Genomic DNA, 16,226 nt, shown 5'->3' on the forward strand with positions numbered 1-16,226 from the left:
TGCGACGCGACTGCGACGCCGGTGCGACGCGAGCCGGGCGCCGGGTTCCGCACCGGTCCGGGCACCGGGCCCGGTGCCGGTGCCGGTGCGGGGGCTCCCGGCGCGGGCCGACGTCAGTGCGGGGCCGCGGCCAGCCGGTGTACCGCGGCGAGCGGGACCGGCAGCCGGTCGGGGCGCAGCCGGGACTCGTACACGGCCTCGTAGACGGCCTTGTCCGCCTCGAACGCCCGGAGCAGCACGGGGTGGCAGTCCGGGTCCTCGTGCCCGGCGGCCGCGTACCCGGCGACGAACGCCCGCCGGTTGCGCACCGCCCAGGCGGAGGCGCGCCGGCGCCGCCGCAGCCGGGCCGCCGGCGAGGACTCCGCCGGGTCACCGTCCTCGACGGCGGCGAGCCCGGTGCGGGCCGCGTAGTCGAAGGAGCGCAGCATGCCGGCGACGTCCTTCAGCACCGGCTGCGGGCGGGCGCGTTCGGCGGCGGGCTGGGCCGGCTCGCCCTCGAAGTCCACGATCCGCCAGCCGTCGTGGGCCCGCAGCGCCTGCCCCAGGTGCAGGTCGCCGTGGGTGCGCTGGACGTAGAGCGGGCAGCCGCGCCCGGCCACCCGGGCGCAGTCGTCGAAGAGGGCGGCGAGCCGGGCGGTGTACCGGGCGAGGGCCGGGACCTCCTCGGCGGCCTCCTTGAGGCGCATGGTCATCCGTGCCGTCTCCTCGGCCACGTCCGCCACGGTCAGCCGGGTCCGCCCGAACGCCTCGCCGAGCGCGCCGTGCACGTCGGCGACGGCCCGGCCCAGGCTGAACGCGTCCCCGGTGAAGCCCCGGGCCGAGCCGCGGCCGGTGCCGGCCACCGAGTCGGTCGCCTGCCGCAGCGCCTCCGCCCAGCCGTCCCGGGCGTCCGGCAGGAACTCCTCGACGAGGCCGAGCACCAGGCCCTCCGCGCCGGGGGCGTCGCTGTGCACCGCCCCGTAGAGGTGGGGGGTGCGGGTGCAGTCCTGGCCGGTGAGCGCCCGCAGCGCCTCGACCTCGGTGTGCGGTCCCGGCTCCGGGCGGCGGAAGATCTTCAGCAGGACCCGGTCGCCGTAGGCCACGGAGGTGTTGCTCTGCTCCACCTGGAGCGGCCGGGGCACCAGGCCGACGGGCAGCGGATAGCGCGAGCTGCGCTCCAGGCGCGGCCCGTGCTCCGCGCCGCCGCCCGCCAGGGTGCGCAGCAGCAGGGCGAGCAGGGTGCCGTCGGCCAGCGCGTCGTAGACCCGCCAGCCCTGCCAGCGGCCGGCCGGCACGGTGGCGATGGCGGCGGGGGCCAGCCGGTCCGGCAGCTCCGGGCGCAGGCCCAGCAGGAGTTGCACGCGCAGCGGTCCGGCGGCGCCGTCGGCGGAGACCACGGCGTGCAGCAGCAGCGGGGCTTCGTCGCCGACCACCGAGGCCGCCTCGGCGGTCAGCGGGGCTCCGGCGTAGCGCGTGTCGAACCAGCGGCGGCCCGCCATCCAGGGCCCGAGCGCGGGCAGCAGCGGCCGCAGGATCTCCGCCCTCGCCGCCGTACCCGCCGCCGTACCCGCCGCCGTACTCGTGTCCGTCCTCGTGTCCGTCCTCGTGTCCGTCCTGGTTTCCGTGCTCGTGTCCGTCCTCATGACGCCTCCTCGGTCGTCAGTACGTGCGCGACCTGGTGGGCCGGTTCGAGGCGCACGTAGGTGGACTCGCCCCAGGCGTAGGCGGCTCCGGTGAGTTCGTCGCGGAGCTTGAGCGTGCCGTCGACGGGCAGGCCGAGGGCCGCCAGGTCGCAGGTCACGGTGGCCTCCTGGGCCCGGTGCGGATCCAGGTTGACGACGACCAGCACCACGTCGGTGCCGCCCTCGGGCAGGTCCACGTGTTTGGAGTAGGCGAGGATCCGGTCGTTGTCGGTGTGCTGGAGCCGCAGGTTGCGCAGTTCCTGGAGGGCCGGACGGGTCCGGCGGAGCCGGTTGAGCAGGGTGATCAGCGGGGCGATGGTCCGCCCCTCGGCCTCGGCGCGGGCCCAGTCGCGGGGCCGCAGCTGGTACTTCTCCGAGGCGAGGTAGTCCTCGGTGCCCTCGGCGAGCGGGGTGTTCTCGCACAGTTCGAACCCGGCGTACACGCCCCAGCTGGGCGCGGCGGTCGCCGCCAGCACGGCCCGTACCTCGAAGGCGGCCCGGCCGCCGTGCTGGAGGTAGGCGTGCAGGATGTCGGGGGTGTTCACGAACAGGTTGGGCCGCAGGAAGTCGGCGCTGTCCCGGGTGAGTTCGGGCAGGTACTCGGTCAGTTCCCGCTTGGTGTTCTTCCAGGTGAAGTAGGTGTACGACTGCTGGAAGCCGGCCTGGGCCAGGGCGTGCACCATGGCCCGCCGGGTGAACGCCTCGGCCAGGAACAGCACGTCCGGGTCGGTGCCGTTGACCTCGGCGATCAGCCGCTCCCAGAAGTGGACCGGCTTGGTGTGCGGGTTGTCGACGCGGAAGATCCGTACGCCCTGGTCCATCCAGTGCCGCAGGACGCGCAGCGCCTCCGCGTACAGGCCCTCGAAGTCGGTGTCGAAGTCGAGGGGGTGGATGTCCTCGTAGGTCTTGGGCGGGTTCTCGGCGTAGGCGACCGAGCCGTCCACCCGGTGGTGGAACCACTCGGGGTGGCCGGTCACCCAGGGGTGGTCCGGGGAGCACTGGAGGGCGAAGTCGATGGCCACCTCCAGGCCCAGGTCCCGGGCGGTGGCGACGAAGTACCGGAAGTCGTCCGGGGTGCCGAGGTCGGGGTGGACGGCGTCGTGGCCGCCCTGCCAGGAGCCGATGGCCCAGGGCGAGCCGACGTCGTCCGGGCCGGCGACGAGCGTGTTGTCCGGGCCCTTGCGGTGGGTGGCGCCGATGGGGTGGACGGGCGGCAGGTACACCACGTCGAAGCCCATCGCCGCGACGGCGGGCAGCCGTCCGGCGGCGGTCCGCAGCGTGCCGCTCACCATCCGCCCGTCCGCCGTCGCGACCGCGCCCTCCGAACGCGGGAACAGCTCGTACCAGGACCCCACCAGGGCCCGCCGCCGCTCCACGCGCAGCGGCAACGGGCGGGAGGCGGTGACCAGTTCGCGCACCGCGTAGCGGCCCAGGGCGGCCGTCACCCGGGGGTCGGTGACGGCCGCCAGCCGGGCCGAGGCCGGGCCGAGGGTGTCCCGGAGCGCGGCGACCGCGGCCCGGACCTCCTCGCGCCTGCCCCAGTCGGTGATGTCGTTGTCGCCGTGCGCGGCCCGTTCGTGCAGCAGGACGCCCTCGCGCAGGGTGAGTTCGGTGTCGACGCCGGCCGCGACCTTCAGCGCGGCGTCCCGGCGCCAGGTGGCCAGCGGGTCGGCCCAGGCCTCGACCCGGAAGATCCACAGGCCCTCGGCGTCGGGGACCACGGTGGCGCTCCAGCGGTCGGCGTCCGGGTCGACGAGGGTCATCGGCACCCGCCGGGCGGGGGCTCCCCCGGGACCGCGCAGGACCACGTCCGCGGCGATCACGCCGTGGCCCTCGCGGAAGACGGTGGCCGTGATGTCGAGGTGCTCGCCGGTCACGGCCTTGGCGGGCAGTTCCCCGTCCCGCACCCGGGGGCGGACGTCGAGGACGGGGATGCGCCCGGTCACCGGTGTCATGAGATCGCTCCTCTCCCCGCTCGCCGTCCCGTCAGCCCTGCCCGGCCGCGGCGGGCTGGGCGGACTGGGTGGCCTCGGCGGACTGACCGGACTGGGCGGACTGACCCGACTGGGCGGCCTCGCGGTCGGCGAGCAGGTCGATGATGGTGCGGGCGAAGACGTGGCAGTGGTTGCCGGTGCGGCCGGTGACCAGGTCGTCGTGGATCACGACGTCCTGGTCGACGTACTCGCCGCCCATGTTCCGCAGGTCGCCCAGCAGGTTGTTGTGGACGACCGCGCGCCGGCCGCGCATCAGGTTCGGGATCGGCGCGGCGAGCCACATGCCGTGGCAGATGATGCCCTTGACGATCGCCGGGTCGGCGAACGCGCGGCGCAGGAACTGCGAGGCGGGCGGCAGCTGTTGGGGGTCCTCGGTGTAGCGGAGGCGGTCGGAGACCATCCCGGAGGGGACGATCACCGCCGAGTACTCCTTGAGCGCGAACTCGTCGAGGTCCTCGAAGGACTCGGTGACCTCGAAGGGCATGCGGTGCTCGTGCCCCTGGAAGGTCATGCCCTCGTTGCCCCAGAGCCGGGTCAGGAAGTGGACCTCGGCGCCCTCCTCGGGGAAGCGGTAGCGGTAGTAGAGGATCTCGGGCTCGTAGAAGTCGCTCTCCATCAGGACGGCGATCTTGTGTCCGTTCAGTCGCACGGCGGTCACCCCTTTCCCTTGGCCGTCACCAGGTCGACGAGGAACGGCCCGTGGTGGGCGAGGGCCTGGGCCACCGCGCCCTCGGCCTGCCCGGGCTTCTCCACCCGCACGGCGGCCACCCCGAGGGAGCGGGCGAGGCCGGTGAAGTCGATGGGCGGGTGGGAGAGGTCGAACATGCCGGGCTGTGCGTGGGCCGGTATGCCGGTCTCCCGCCAGTACTCCTCGATGTTGTCCTCCAGCAGCCGGTAGCTGCCGTTGTTGCAGATCACGAACTTGGTGGGCAGGCCGTGGCGGGCGGCCGTCCACAGGGCCTGGAAGGTGTACATGGAGCCGCCGTCCCCGGTGAAGCCGACCACGGTGCGGTCGGGGTGGGCGAGCTGGGCGCCGAGCGCGCCGGGCAGGCCGACGCCGAGGGAGCCGCCGCGGGTCTGCATCCACTGGCCGGGCACGGTGGGCGGCAGGTGCCGGAAGAGTGTCGGGGACGCGGTCAGCGCCTCGTCGAACAGCAGGGCGTCCGGCGGCAGTTGGCGGGCGAGCTCGCGGGCGAACGCGGCGGTGGGCACGGACTGCGCCTCGCCGTCGGCCAGGTCCCGTTCCCGCGCCCCGGCCAGGGCGTCGGCCCGCTCGGCGGCCCGTACCCGCAGCCGTTCGGCCGCCTCCGTCCGCCGCGTCTCCCCCATCTCCCCGTGCAGCGCGTCGGCGAGCAGCCCGAGGGTGGCCTTCGGGTCGGCGACGATGCCGAGGTCGACCGGGAAGTTCTTGGCGATGGCGTCGGTGTCGAGGTCCACGTGGACCACCGGGGTGCCCTCGGCGAAGACGTCGTACAGGGCCGGGAACACCTCGGGCAGCGCGTAGGTGCCGACGATCAGGACGCCGTCGGCGGCGCCGGTGACCCGCCGGCTCTGCTCGCCGAACATGTGGCCCAACTGACCGGCGTACGCGGGGTGTTGCGCGGAGAGGTTGACCTCGGCCCAGTCGGCGCCGTACACGTCGGCGCCCCACACCTCGGCGAGGCGTGCCAGTTCGGGCTGGGCGCCCGCGAAGTGCACGCCGTCGCCGGCCACGATCAGCGGGCGGCGGGCCCCGGCGAGCAGTGCGGCGGCTTGGGCGACGGTGTCCGGGGCGGGCCGGCTGCGGGTGTCCGGGTAGCTGACCGGAACGACCGCCTCCCGGGTGCCGGCGTCCATCACGTCGGCCGGCAGCACCACCAGGACCGGCCCGTAGGGCGGGGTTCCGGCCACCTTGAAGGCGCGGCGCAGCACCCGCAGCGTGGAGTCGGGGTCGAGCACCCGGGTCGCCCACTTGGTGACGGGTTCCGCCATGCCGACCAGGTCGGCGGCCATCTGGGCGTCCAGTCCCGCGTACCGCAGCCCGGCCTCGCCGACCAGGGTGACGATCGGGGCGTGGCCGCGCATGGCCTGGTAGAGCATGCCGATGCCGTTGCCGAGGCCGACCCCGGAGTGCAGTTGCAGGACCGCCGGGGTGCGGGTGGCGCGGGCGTGGCCGTCCGCCATGCCGACGGCCGTGGCCTCCTGTAGGGCCAGGATGTACTGGATCGAGGGGAAGGAGCGCAGTTCGTCGAGGAACCCCTGCTCGACCGTGCCGGGGTTGCCGAACATGTACCGGACGCCTTCGGCCTCCAGTTGCTCCAGGAGCGCGACGCGCGCGGGCCTGCTGTCCATGCTGGTCACCTCTCGGACCTCTCGCGGGACGGGTGTCAGGACGTCAGGAGGTCCTGAACCCCCACTGGCGCAGGCCCTGTTCGAGGACCTCGACGGTCTTCTGGCCGGTCAGGTAGGAGTCGGGGGTCGAACGGCCCGTGATGAACGGGTAGTCGACGACGACCGAGGTCTCCTTGCCGAAGTTGCCGTGGTAGGCGCCGCCGGGGGCGGTGGCGTCGCGCAGGATGTACTCCAGCGGGTACGGCGGCGGGCCCATCACGAAGTCGGTGCCGAGGAAGCCGGTGCCGTCCTTGTAGTCGTACTCGATGCAGTGCCCGGTGACGTGCTTGCCGCGGATGATGGAGGTCCGGGTCTCCTGGTCGCGGGCGAAGGCCAGGCAGGCGACGCCGTAGCACTCGGCGGCGATCGGCCGGTCCAGCTCGCGGAAGGCGAGGATCAGGTCGTGCACCCGCCAGTTGTTGGCGAGGTCGACGATGGGTCCGCTGCCGCCGACGATCAGCAGCGCGTCGTAGCGGTCGGCGATCTGGCGGCGGATCTGCTCCAGGCGGCTGTGGTAGGCCTCCCAGTCACGCAGGAAGTACGGCCGGGAGCGGTAGGGCCGGTCGGGCAGCCAGGACGCGAGGTCGAGGGGGTTGTCGAGCCGGTCCGACTCCTCGACGGCCCGTACCTTCGCCGCCATCTCGGGCGTGGTGACGGACCGGCCGAGCGGCGGGTCGACGTACTCGGGGTCCATGCTCGGCGGCAGCGCGTTGGGCCGCTTGCCGGTGGGGGTGGCGAAGGTGACGTGGTAGCCGGCCTGGTCGAAGGTCTCCAGGGGGCCGATCAACTCCTCGCCCCAGTAGCCGTGTTCGGACAGGACGACGAGGATGCGCCTGCTCATGGGATTCCTCCCGGATCGGCGGGACGGTGCCAAGTGGCGGATTCCTGTCTACGGCGGGGCACTTCGTCCGGACCATCGCCGTCGCCCGTGCTCACGGCACATGCCCAAGTGGCCGAATGCACTACGGCATGTTGTGGCCAACGCCTGCCGGGGCGTCGCTACCGGGGGGTACGGCCGCCTGGCCGGGCGAGTTGCCCGAGCCGGAGCTGCGACTTCGCACAGTGCGGGCGGAGTTCCGGCGCGCGGCCCGCGGGGCGTCCCGGCTGTGGGGTCATCGGACGCGTACCGCTCCCGGTTCCCGGGGGCGGGACCCCGATGAGCGGAGACATCCATGTCCACCGAACAGACCGGCTCCGACCGGGAGATCGAGGAGTTCGTGCAGCGCTGGTTCGGCCTGCTCAACGTGCACGCCCCGGTCGCGGAGCTGCTGCCGTTCGTCGCCGACGAGGGCCTGGAGATGGCCTTCCCGGAGCGGACCCTGCACAGCCACGCGGACTTCGTCGACTGGTACGCGGCCGTCGGTGAGGCCTACAGCGAGCAGGACCACACCGTGGAGAAGCTCGTCCACCAGGAGACCGGAGCCCGGATCGGCATCGACCTGACCGTCGTGTGGACGGCCAAGTCGACCACCGACGCCTCCGTGTCCTCGTTCCGGATCAACCAGCAGTGGCAGCTCGAACGCCCCGCGCCCGGCGCCGCCCCGGTGATCGTCGACTACCAGGTCGGCGAACCGGCCGCCCTCTGACCCCGTCACCGTTTGGAGGCTGACATGCCGTCGAATCCGACGTCCCCGGTGCCCCAGGGCGCCGACTACGTGGTGGTCGGCGCGGGTTCCGCCGGCTGCGCCGTCGCCGCCCGGCTCAGCGCCGACCCGTCCGTGACCGTGATCCTGCTGGAGGCCGGCGGCCCGGACGTACGCCCCGAGATCCACCACGCCGACGCCGCCTCGGTCCTCTCCCTGCTGACCGCCGACTGGCGGGGCGAGATCGACTGGGGCTACGAGACCGAGCCCGAGGCCGGCATGGACGGCCGCCGCATCCCGGTGGCCCGCGGCAAGGTCCTCGGCGGATGCAGTTCCGTCAACGCCCTGATGTGGGTGCGCGGCAGCCGCCACGACTACGACCGCTGGGTCGCCGAGGGCGCGAGCGGCTGGTCGTACGACGAGGTCCTGCCCTACTTCCGGGCCGCCGAGAGCTACTCCGGCGGCGGCTCCGCGCTGCGCGGCGCCGACGGCCCGGTCCGGGTACGGCAGCTGGACCACCCGTCCCCGCTGGCGTCCGCCTTCGTGGCGGCGGCCGGTGAACTCGGCCACGACGCCGCGAGCGACGGCGACTACAACGGCGCCCGGCAGGACGGCTTCGGCTTCCTGTACCAGACCAACCGCGACGACGCGGGCGGCCGGTGCAGCGCCGCCGACGCCTACCTCCGCCCGGCCCTCGCCCGCCCCAACCTGACCGTGCTGACCGGCGCCCGCACCACCCGCCTGCTGCTCGACGGCAACCGCGTCACCGGCGTCGAGTACGTCCGCGACGGCGCCCCGGCCCGCATCCGCGCCGACCGCGAAGTCATCGTCTCCGCCGGCGCGTTCGAGTCACCGAAGCTCCTGATGCTGTCCGGGATCGGACCGGCCGACCACCTCAGGGCGCACGGCATCCACTGCGTGCGCGACCTGCCGGGCGTGGGCGCCGGACTCCAGGACCACCTCTTCACCCCGGTCTGCTACCAGTCCCTCCAGGAACACCCACCCGGCGCGCTGCTCTCCGAGGCCGGGCTGTTCACCCACACCCCGGCCGCCGACCCGGCCGGACCGCCCGACCTCCAGTTCACCTTCGGCCCGGTCAAGTTCCTGCCCGCCGGCGCCCCCGCCGACCAGTGGGAGGGCCCCGGCCTCACCTTCGCCCCGATCGCCGTGCTCCCGCACAGCCGGGGCCGGGTCCGGCTGCGCGACGCCGACCCCGGGTCCAACGCGGTGATCAGCGCCGGCTACCTCACCTCGGCCGCCGACCTGGACGTCCTGGTGTACGGGGTGGAGCTGGCCCGCGAACTGGCCGCCACCCGGGCCTTCGACGCCTTCCGCGGCGACGAACTCGGCCCCGGCAAGGACGTCACGACCCCGGCCGAGCTGCGCGCCTACGTCGCCGCCAACGCCACCACCCTGTGGCACCCGGCCGGCACCTGCCGCATGGGCACCGGACCGGAGGCCGTCACCGACCCCGAACTGCGCGTCCACGGCATCGAGGGCCTCAGGGTCGCCGACGCCTCCGTGATGCCGTCCATCGTGGCCGGCAACACCCACGCACCCAGCGTGATGATCGGCGAGCGCGCGGCGGCGTTCGCCCTCGGCACCTCCCGGCCGCTGTCCTCCGCCGCCCGACCGACCCAGGGGATGAACAATGTCCACCCGTGACCAGCAGGAGATCCAGAAGCTCTACTCCCGCTTCCTCGACGCGCTGAACGCCGGCGACCTCCAGGGGGTCCGCGCCGTCCTCAGCCCGGACTTCACCGACCACCACCCAGGCTTCGACATCACCGGCATCGAGACCTACCTGGACGCGGTGCGCGGCGCGCACGAGTCGCTCGACCTCAAGGGCGAGCTGGAGGAGGGCGCGCCGCTCGGGGACGACCGGCTCGTCACCCGGGTGAAGCTCACCGGCACCCACCTCAGCGACGTACTGGGCTTCCCGGCCACCGGCCGCAAGGTCGAGTGGTCCACCACCGAGATCTGGCGGGCCGAGAACGGCCTGTTCGCCGAGCGCTGGGCCCAGGACGACCTGCTCGGCCTGCGCACCCAGCTGTCCTCCGACGACCTGAACTACACCGTGGTCCGCCAGGTCAGCGACGCGGTCAACGAGCGCCGCTACGACGACCTCGACGACCTGTTCGGGCCCACGTTCAAGGACAACAACCCGGCCTGGAGCGTCGAGAGCCTCGACGAGCTCAAGGTGATCATCAAGGGCGCGCACGACGCGCTGGACATGCGCGTGCACCTCGACGCCCTGTACCCGGCCGCCCCGGACCGGGTGATCATGCACATCACCTTCCACGGCCGGCACATCGCGCCGTTCTTCGGCAAGGAGCCGACCGGCAAGGAGGTCTCCTGGACCAGCCTGGAGGTCTACCGCCTGGCGGACGGCAAGGTCGTCGAGCGCTGGGTGCAGGCCGACACCACGGGCCTGATGCGCCAGCTCGGCGTGGACCTGCCCTGATCCCGCACCACCGACTCTCCGCAGCAGGAAAGGACGGCCGCATGAGCACCCGAGAAGTGGTCGACACGTACTACCGGCTGGCCAACGAGGGCGACTGGGACGCCTGGTGCGACCTGTTCGCGATCGACCAGACCATGGACGAGCAGCTGGCCGGGCACGTCGAGGGACGCGAGACGCTCCGGGAGATGATGAAGGGCTTCCCGCAGATGTACGCCTCCTTCGCCAACGTCCCGCGTCTGGTGGTCGTGGACGGCGAGCAGGCCGCGGTGGTCTCCGACATCACCGCCCGCACCCCGGACGGCATCGCGGTCGAGGCCGTGGTGTGCAACTACTTCCGGGTCCGCGGCGGTCTGATCACCTACATGACGAACGTCCACGACACCGTGCCGTTCGCCCCGGTCACCGGGAAGTGACGGCGATGACGAACGCCGCCCCGAACGCCGCCCCGAACGGCCTGCGCTGGGCGCACGTGGGCCTCAACTGCCGTGACCAGAAGGCCACCGAGGACTTCTACACCCGGCACTTCGGCTTCCGCCGCGCCCGCGTGGTGGAGGCCGACGGCGCCCGCGTGGTCTTCCTGCGCAACGGCCCGGCCTGCCTGGAGCTGTTCGCGACCGACGCGGCCCCGCTCGTGACGGCCGAGAAGGACGGCCCGGCCGCCCCCGGCACGGCCCGCCACCTCGCCTTCCAGGTCGACGACGTGGACGTGTTCCTCGCCGCCGCCGGGGGCGAGCTGGAGCCGACGCTCGGACCGCTGACGTTCGACGAGTTCATCCCCGGCTGGAAGACGGTCTGGGTCTTGGACCCGGACGGCGTCGTGGTGGAGGTCAGCCAGGGATACACCGACCAGTCCACCGAAGAACTGGCAACGTACGCCTGACAGGAGAGTTCTACACATGAAGGCCGTTCCCGAGCAGACCATTCTCATCACCGGCGCGACCGACGGTCTCGGCCGCGCGGTCGCCCGTGAACTCGCCGCGCAGGGCGCGTCGCTGATCCTGCACGGCCGCAGCGCGGCCAAGGGCGCGGACCTGCTGGCCGAGCTGCGCGCGGCCGGCGCCACCGGCCGGCTCAGCTACGAACTGGCCGACTTCTCCTCCCTGGAGGACATCGGCAAGCTCGCCGAGCGGATCCTCACCACGTACGACCGGCTGGACGTGCTGGTGAACAACGCGGGCATCGGGGTCGAGCTGGCCCGCCAGGAGAGCCAGGACGGCTTGGAGCTCACCTTCCAGGTCGACTACCTGGCCGCCTACATCCTCAGCTGCCGGCTCGCCCCGCTGCTGGTGTCCTCGGCCCCGGCCCGCATCATCAACGTCAGCTCGGCGGGGCAGGCCCCGATCAACTTCCGGGACGTGATGCTGGAGCGCAACTGGGACGGCGTACAGGCCTACTGCCAGGCCAAGCTCGCCCAGATCTCGCTCACCTTCGACCTGGCCGAACGGCTGCGCGGCACCGGGGTGACGGCCAACGCGCTGCACCCGGCGTCGTACATGCCGACCAAGATGGTGGTGAACCTGTTCACCCCGCAGAGCACGGTCGCGGACGGCATGCGCAACACCCTGCGGCTGATCACCGACCCGGCCCTGGACGACGTCTCGGGCGTCTACTTCAACCGCTCCACGCGGGCCCGGGCGGGCGCCCAGGCGTACGACGAGCCGTCCCGCGCCCAGCTGCGCAGGCTGAGCGAATCGCTGACGGGCGTGGCGTTCCCGGCGAACTTCGGCTGATCCCCGCCCGCACGGCACGAGCCCCCGCCTCACCGCAGCGAGGCGGGGGCTCGTCCATGCCCCCTCTCCGTTTCGGGAGAGCAGGGCCGCTTTCGTACATCCGGGGTCAGGCCTCCGGCGGCCGGTCGTATGCGGCGAGCGTCGCCTTTGTCGTCGACGCGTCCTGGAACACCAGCTCCCACGGTCCGGTGTTCACGTCGAACTCCTTGCCGAAGCCCACCCACTTGCCCGTCATACGGCGGCCGGTCGGCTCGACGAGCAACTGGATCGCACCGTGGTAGTGGGCACCACGGTAGTAGCCATCGGTCGCGGTCTGCTCGGTCCACGTTCCGGTGGCAATGTGGCCGTCGATCTCCAGGTCCATCGTCAGCGGAGAGTTCGGGTTCGACGAGCCGTTCGGCAGTGACCGCGCGGTCAGCCGGTTGCCGTGCTGGAGGAGGACGACATAGTGCAGTCCGGTGAACGCGGCATCCCGGCCGGAGCTGAAGTACTCGTACCGCGACAGCCAGACCCCGGAGTAGTTCCGGTGGGCCGCGTGGGGCTCGCTCTGCGGGGCCGCGGCCGAATGAGTGACCGTGGGGGCCTCTGGCTCCATGTCGTGTCCGCCCTGCCCGTCCTCGGAGACACGGGCCTGGGGTACGACGGTGAAGCCGAGCGACTCGATGGGCAGGCCGGTGACGACCTCAAGGGCTCGGGCGTAGACGGGGCGAGGGGCGATGGTGACGCCGGATTCCCAGCGCTGCACGAGGCGCTTGTTGGCGTCGTTGGGCTGCCCGGCACGGGTGCCTGCATCGCGGATGGCGCGGGCGAAGTCGTCCTGTGACATGAGCAGCCCCATACGAGCCGCTCGCAGTGCGCTGTTCGGTGTGGCCATACGGATCACGGTAGACCTCACACGCAAGGAATGACACCGAAATGACACCCCCGATGTCGCCGTTATGACGCCCGCACTGACGCCGCGCAACTCCTCGTGACCGGAGCATCTTGAATCCGTGACGGATACAGGCGGCAACGCGGCGCACCCCGGACCGACGATCACCGTCTATCGGGTCAACTGCAGGACCATGGAGCGCACCTCCCTGGGATCACGCACGCTCCCCGCAGCGGACGAGCCCGTGATCAACCTGGCCTTTCCGCCCTGCGAGTGCCCGCGCTGCAAGGCAGGGACGGCATCCCGGTGAGCCCGATGTGGGACAACGAACCCGAGCAGGCCGAGGGCATATGTGTGGCCTGCGGCGCCTACACCGACAAAGCCATAGTCCGCTGGCTGCCGCGCAGGTCCGGGGCCGACGTCCGTCTGGTCGTCCACGCGGGGGCCGACGACTGCGCGCCGCCCGAGCCCGCCCAGCTCGTCCGGCTGGCCTATCACAGCACCAACCCCTGAAGCCCTTTTCGCCGCCGCACCACTCCCGGCGGCGGAAAGCTCGGCACCCTCTGACCTGAGGATGCCCGTCCACAACAGGAGGACCATGTGACCATCGCGTTAGAACGTCCCGTGGGCACCGACCCGACGCTCCTCGTCACCCCTGAGGTAGCCGACCGGCTCACCCGTAGGATCGTCGCCGACCACCCCGAGATCAGCCCGGAGACCGCCCTCCGCATCGTCGGCCAAGCCGCGGGGTTCATCGCCGCGTCCGGCCGACAGCCCGGCCAGTCACTGGCACCCAGCAACCTGGTCGACTACGGCTGGCACGCCTTCATCCTTCACACCGTCGACTACGCCCAGTTCTGCGAGCAGGTCGTCGGCCGGTTCGTCCACCACGTCCCGACCGCCGCCGACGACGACCAGGTACCCGGCGGACCGCAGGCCGCCGGGCAGCGGACGGTCGCCGCCATCACAGCGGCCGGATACACCGTCGACCCGGACCTGTGGCCGGACGTGGCTGACTGCAACCAGTGCTACGACGGTTGCACCGACAGCCCCAACAGCGGTGGCAAGTGCTGAAGTAGCACCACCGATCGTGCAAGACTCCGGCCGCCCGGTGTCGCAGCCGGGCGGCTGGCCCTATGAGCGGAGCGCCACGTGACAGATACAGCGATCGCCTGGGACACCTACTCGCGGCAGCGGCCCGAGCGACGGCCGGTGAACGGGCGCGGCGAGACCACCTGGTTCAACTGGACCCAGTACGAGGACCACGGCCCTGGCGCCGAACTGCTGGAGCTTCCGGCCGGCGGCCGCGTGCTGGATCTCGGCTGCGGCAAGGGCGGCAACGCGGCACACCTGGCCGGCCTCGGGATGACAGCCGTAGGGGTGGACGTCTCGCCCCGGCAACTGGCCGCCGCACGGGAACGCTGGGGGGCGACGCCGGGGCTGGAGCTGCACCAGGCGGAAGCCGCGGGCTTCCTGGCCCTGGGCCAGGAAGGCTTCGACGCCGTCTACTCGGTGTACGGCGCCCTGTGGTTCACCGATCCGGCGCGGCTGCTGCCCGCGATCCGTGAGCGGCTGCGACCGGGCGGCCGGCTGGTGTTCTCCCAGCGGCCCCCGGTCGACGGCTGCTACGGCTGTCAGGCGTCGTACATTCCGCGCGGCGACGACGAGGACCCGCTCGTCGTGAAGCGCTGGGACTTCGAACCCGACGCGTGGACGCGCCTGCTGCACGAGCACGGCTACGCGGACGTCGACGCCCGCGTGCTCGCCGCTCCCCCCGGCAACCGGACCATCGGGACCCTCGTCGTCCGGGCCCGCGCCTGAGAGACCATCCCTGGAATCTGCCTTTCGACTAGGGGGTTGTGACAGACAGCCGGTGGTGGAAGACGTTGTGCGGGTCCCAGGTGGCCTTCACCGCCTGCAGTCGCGGGAGGTTGTCCTTGAAGTAGAGGCTCTGCCAGGGCACCCCCGAGGTGTTCCAGGCCGGGTCGGTGAGGTCGGTGTCCGGGTAGTTGATGTAGGAGCCGTCGTTGGTGTCGTCGGGGGCGGGCACCCCGCCGGTGGCCGCGTACAGGTCGCGGTAGAGGGCGCGCATCCATGCCACGTGCCGGTCGTCGTCGGCGGCGTTCGGCCAGTACGTCGTGAAGTTGGCCTTGAGGACCGAGTCCCGCTGGGCCAGCGCGGTGGCCGAGGACGCGACGGTGTTGACCTTGCCGCCGTAGGAGTAGAGCAGGATCCCGGCGTGACCGTCGTAGCCGGCGTCGGAGAGGTAGCCGTAGAGGGTGGAGGCCTGGGCGGCGGACCAGCCCTTGCGCAGGTAGGCGCCCTTGGACTTGGTCCGGTTGTAGAGCCCGGTGTCGTAGGGGTCCTTGAGCGTCGTCTTCATCCACGGCCAGGACGAGCGGACCTCGGTGTACGGCGCCCCGATACCGCCGGCCACCGCCGTGACGTACGCGTCGAGCAGCGCGGCGGCGTCCGGACGGGTGCCGTCGATCTGGGAGTTGAGGACGAGCGCGCCCTGGACCCGGTTGTAGAGGATGAGCACGCTGTGCAGGCTGTCGTAGGCGGAGCCGGCCACGCTGTTGCGGGCGTGCCAGGCGCCGTGGTCGGCGATCAGCGCGGTGAAGGCGGCCTCCGTCAGGTCGCTCCACTTGATGCTGACCGTGGACTTCAGGAGCGTCTTCGGGGGCCTGGGCAGCAGGCCGGCGGGGTCGGTGCCGGTGGCGTCCGGGGAGCGGAACCAGTAGCGGGTGACGATGCCGTAGGTGCCGCCGCCCCCGCCGGTGTGCGCCCACCACAGCTCGCGGTGCGGGTCGTCCGGCTCCCGGGTGGCGACCACCGCGCGGGCGGTGCCGGAGGCGTCCACGGTCACCACCTCCACGGCGTACAGGTGGTCCACGACGGCACCGTGCTGCCGGCACATGGCGCCGTAGCCGCCGCCGGTGACGTGTCCGCCGACGCCGACGGTCGGGCAGGTGCCGCCCGGCAGCGCCACGCCCCACTCCAGGTACAGGGTCCGGTAGACGTGGCCGAGCGTGGCGCCGCCCTCGACGAGGAAGGCCCGGCGGGCGGGGTCGTGGCGGACGGCGTCCATCTCGGACATGTCGACGAGTATCCGTACGTCCGGGTCGTCGACCAGCCCGTCCAGGCAGTGCCCGCCGCCGCGCACCCCGATCCGTCTGCCGTCCCGCACGGCCTCCTGGACGACGGCCACCACCTGCTCGGTGCTGTGCACGAGCCGCACGGAGTCGGGGGCGGCGGTGAATCTCGCGTTGTAGCCGCGGGAGGTGAGGTCGAGGTAGCGGGCGTCGGCGGCGCCGACGGTGACCGCGGCGGGGGCACCGGCGGCTCTCTCCGCGGCACTGGCGGGGGCCGGGAGGAGGGTCGCGCCGGCCCCGGCGGCGGCCGCGGTGCCGAGGAGTCCGCGGCGGGTGAGCCGGGCGGCGGGCCGCCGGTCCGGCTGCTGCTGTCGTGTCACAGGTGTCTCCTGATTCGTGAGGAGGTGCTGGTGGGAAACGGCTGCCGCCCGGGAGGCGCGAGCCTCCCGGGCGGCAGG

The 16,226-nt window shown here is 72.5% G+C and carries 16 protein-coding genes; 9 read left to right on the top strand and 7 right to left on the bottom strand.

Features of this window, described 5'->3' with window-relative positions; all coding sequences use genetic code 11:
* Positions 1 to 113 precede the first annotated feature (113 nt).
* The 5 genes from ACFZB3_RS17925 to ACFZB3_RS17945 are packed head-to-tail and all read right to left on the bottom strand — an operon-like array spanning position 114 to position 6,866.
* Entirely contained in the window at positions 114 to 1,622 is a 1,509-nt protein-coding gene (locus tag ACFZB3_RS17925; RefSeq protein ID WP_391376568.1) for a hypothetical protein, read from the bottom strand.
* Positions 1,619 to 3,616: a maltotransferase domain-containing protein gene (locus ACFZB3_RS17930; RefSeq protein WP_391376570.1), complete on the bottom strand. Its 1,998-nt coding sequence runs from the start codon at positions 3,614 to 3,616 to the stop codon at positions 1,619 to 1,621. Before ACFZB3_RS17930 ends, ACFZB3_RS17925 begins: the two co-directional genes overlap by 4 nt.
* Before the next feature lie 31 nt (positions 3,617 to 3,647).
* Complete coding sequence (locus ACFZB3_RS17935; RefSeq protein ID WP_391376572.1) at positions 3,648 to 4,304, bottom strand: DJ-1/PfpI family protein; 657 nt, start codon at positions 4,302 to 4,304, stop codon at positions 3,648 to 3,650.
* Positions 4,305 to 4,309: 5 nt separating this feature from the next.
* On the bottom strand, positions 4,310 to 5,986 hold the full coding sequence (locus ACFZB3_RS17940; protein WP_391376574.1) for a thiamine pyrophosphate-dependent enzyme: 1,677 nt from the start codon (positions 5,984 to 5,986) through the stop codon (positions 4,310 to 4,312).
* Positions 5,987 to 6,029: 43 nt separating this feature from the next.
* Complete coding sequence (locus tag ACFZB3_RS17945; protein ID WP_391376576.1) at positions 6,030 to 6,866, bottom strand: type 1 glutamine amidotransferase domain-containing protein; 837 nt, start codon at positions 6,864 to 6,866, stop codon at positions 6,030 to 6,032.
* A gap of 331 nt (positions 6,867 to 7,197) precedes the next feature.
* Between ACFZB3_RS17945 and ACFZB3_RS17950 the strand changes: the two genes are divergently transcribed.
* The 6 genes from ACFZB3_RS17950 to ACFZB3_RS17975 are packed head-to-tail and all read left to right on the top strand — an operon-like array spanning position 7,198 to position 11,802.
* Complete coding sequence (locus ACFZB3_RS17950) at positions 7,198 to 7,611, top strand: hypothetical protein (RefSeq protein ID WP_391376578.1); 414 nt, start codon at positions 7,198 to 7,200, stop codon at positions 7,609 to 7,611.
* 24 nt (positions 7,612 to 7,635) lie between these two features.
* Positions 7,636 to 9,273 carry a GMC family oxidoreductase N-terminal domain-containing protein gene (locus ACFZB3_RS17955; protein ID WP_391376580.1) on the top strand — a complete coding sequence of 546 codons (1,638 nt, stop codon included), beginning with the start codon at positions 7,636 to 7,638 and terminating at the stop codon, positions 9,271 to 9,273.
* Entirely contained in the window at positions 9,260 to 10,072 is an 813-nt protein-coding gene (locus ACFZB3_RS17960) for an ester cyclase (protein WP_391376582.1), read from the top strand. Before ACFZB3_RS17955 ends, ACFZB3_RS17960 begins: the two co-directional genes overlap by 14 nt.
* A 41-nt stretch (positions 10,073 to 10,113) precedes the next feature.
* Complete coding sequence (locus tag ACFZB3_RS17965) at positions 10,114 to 10,485, top strand: nuclear transport factor 2 family protein (protein ID WP_351484728.1); 372 nt, start codon at positions 10,114 to 10,116, stop codon at positions 10,483 to 10,485.
* 5 nt (positions 10,486 to 10,490) lie between these two features.
* Complete coding sequence (locus tag ACFZB3_RS17970; protein WP_391376584.1) at positions 10,491 to 10,952, top strand: VOC family protein; 462 nt, start codon at positions 10,491 to 10,493, stop codon at positions 10,950 to 10,952.
* A 16-nt stretch (positions 10,953 to 10,968) separates the two neighbouring features.
* Positions 10,969 to 11,802, top strand: a complete 834-nt coding sequence (locus ACFZB3_RS17975; protein WP_391376586.1) for an SDR family NAD(P)-dependent oxidoreductase — start codon at positions 10,969 to 10,971, stop codon at positions 11,800 to 11,802.
* Positions 11,803 to 11,908: 106 nt separating this feature from the next.
* Here the strand turns inward: ACFZB3_RS17975 and ACFZB3_RS17980 are convergent, their stop codons facing one another.
* A complete protein-coding gene (locus ACFZB3_RS17980; protein ID WP_391376588.1) occupies positions 11,909 to 12,676 on the bottom strand; it encodes a helix-turn-helix domain-containing protein in 768 nt (255 codons plus the stop codon).
* A gap of 270 nt (positions 12,677 to 12,946) precedes the next feature.
* On the opposite strand from ACFZB3_RS17980, the gene ACFZB3_RS17985 reads away from it, so the two are divergent.
* From ACFZB3_RS17985 to ACFZB3_RS17995, 3 genes are all read left to right on the top strand, one after another.
* On the top strand, positions 12,947 to 13,186 hold the full coding sequence (locus tag ACFZB3_RS17985) for a hypothetical protein (protein ID WP_391376590.1): 240 nt from the start codon (positions 12,947 to 12,949) through the stop codon (positions 13,184 to 13,186).
* An 87-nt stretch (positions 13,187 to 13,273) separates the two neighbouring features.
* Entirely contained in the window at positions 13,274 to 13,747 is a 474-nt protein-coding gene (locus ACFZB3_RS17990; protein WP_391376592.1) for a glycine-rich domain-containing protein, read from the top strand.
* A gap of 78 nt (positions 13,748 to 13,825) precedes the next feature.
* Positions 13,826 to 14,494, top strand: a complete 669-nt coding sequence (locus ACFZB3_RS17995) for a methyltransferase domain-containing protein (RefSeq protein ID WP_391376594.1) — start codon at positions 13,826 to 13,828, stop codon at positions 14,492 to 14,494.
* Between the two features lie 28 nt (positions 14,495 to 14,522).
* Here ACFZB3_RS17995 and ACFZB3_RS18000 read toward each other — a convergent pair whose 3' ends face one another.
* Positions 14,523 to 16,148 carry an FAD-binding protein gene (locus tag ACFZB3_RS18000; RefSeq protein ID WP_391376596.1) on the bottom strand — a complete coding sequence of 542 codons (1,626 nt, stop codon included), beginning with the start codon at positions 16,146 to 16,148 and terminating at the stop codon, positions 14,523 to 14,525.
* Between the last annotated feature and the right edge of the window lie 78 nt (positions 16,149 to 16,226).

Origin of the sequence: Streptomyces sp. NPDC008092 (assembly GCF_042957285.1) — a bacterium.
Taxonomy (GTDB): Bacteria; Actinomycetota; Actinomycetes; order Streptomycetales; family Streptomycetaceae; genus Streptomyces.

Coding starts and splice junctions, on each gene's coding strand:
- ACFZB3_RS17925 (WP_391376568.1), bottom strand. CDS start 1,622: ATGAGGACGGACACGAGCACGGAAACCAGGACGGACACGAGGACGGAC.
- ACFZB3_RS17930 (WP_391376570.1), bottom strand. CDS start 3,616: ATGACACCGGTGACCGGGCGCATCCCCGTCCTCGACGTCCGCCCCCGG.
- ACFZB3_RS17940 (WP_391376574.1), bottom strand. CDS start 5,986: ATGGACAGCAGGCCCGCGCGCGTCGCGCTCCTGGAGCAACTGGAGGCC.
- ACFZB3_RS17945 (WP_391376576.1), bottom strand. CDS start 6,866: ATGAGCAGGCGCATCCTCGTCGTCCTGTCCGAACACGGCTACTGGGGC.
- ACFZB3_RS17950 (WP_391376578.1), top strand. CDS start 7,198: ATGTCCACCGAACAGACCGGCTCCGACCGGGAGATCGAGGAGTTCGTG.
- ACFZB3_RS17955 (WP_391376580.1), top strand. CDS start 7,636: ATGCCGTCGAATCCGACGTCCCCGGTGCCCCAGGGCGCCGACTACGTG.
- ACFZB3_RS17960 (WP_391376582.1), top strand. CDS start 9,260: ATGTCCACCCGTGACCAGCAGGAGATCCAGAAGCTCTACTCCCGCTTC.
- ACFZB3_RS17965 (WP_351484728.1), top strand. CDS start 10,114: ATGAGCACCCGAGAAGTGGTCGACACGTACTACCGGCTGGCCAACGAG.
- ACFZB3_RS17970 (WP_391376584.1), top strand. CDS start 10,491: ATGACGAACGCCGCCCCGAACGCCGCCCCGAACGGCCTGCGCTGGGCG.
- ACFZB3_RS17975 (WP_391376586.1), top strand. CDS start 10,969: ATGAAGGCCGTTCCCGAGCAGACCATTCTCATCACCGGCGCGACCGAC.
- ACFZB3_RS17980 (WP_391376588.1), bottom strand. CDS start 12,676: ATGGCCACACCGAACAGCGCACTGCGAGCGGCTCGTATGGGGCTGCTC.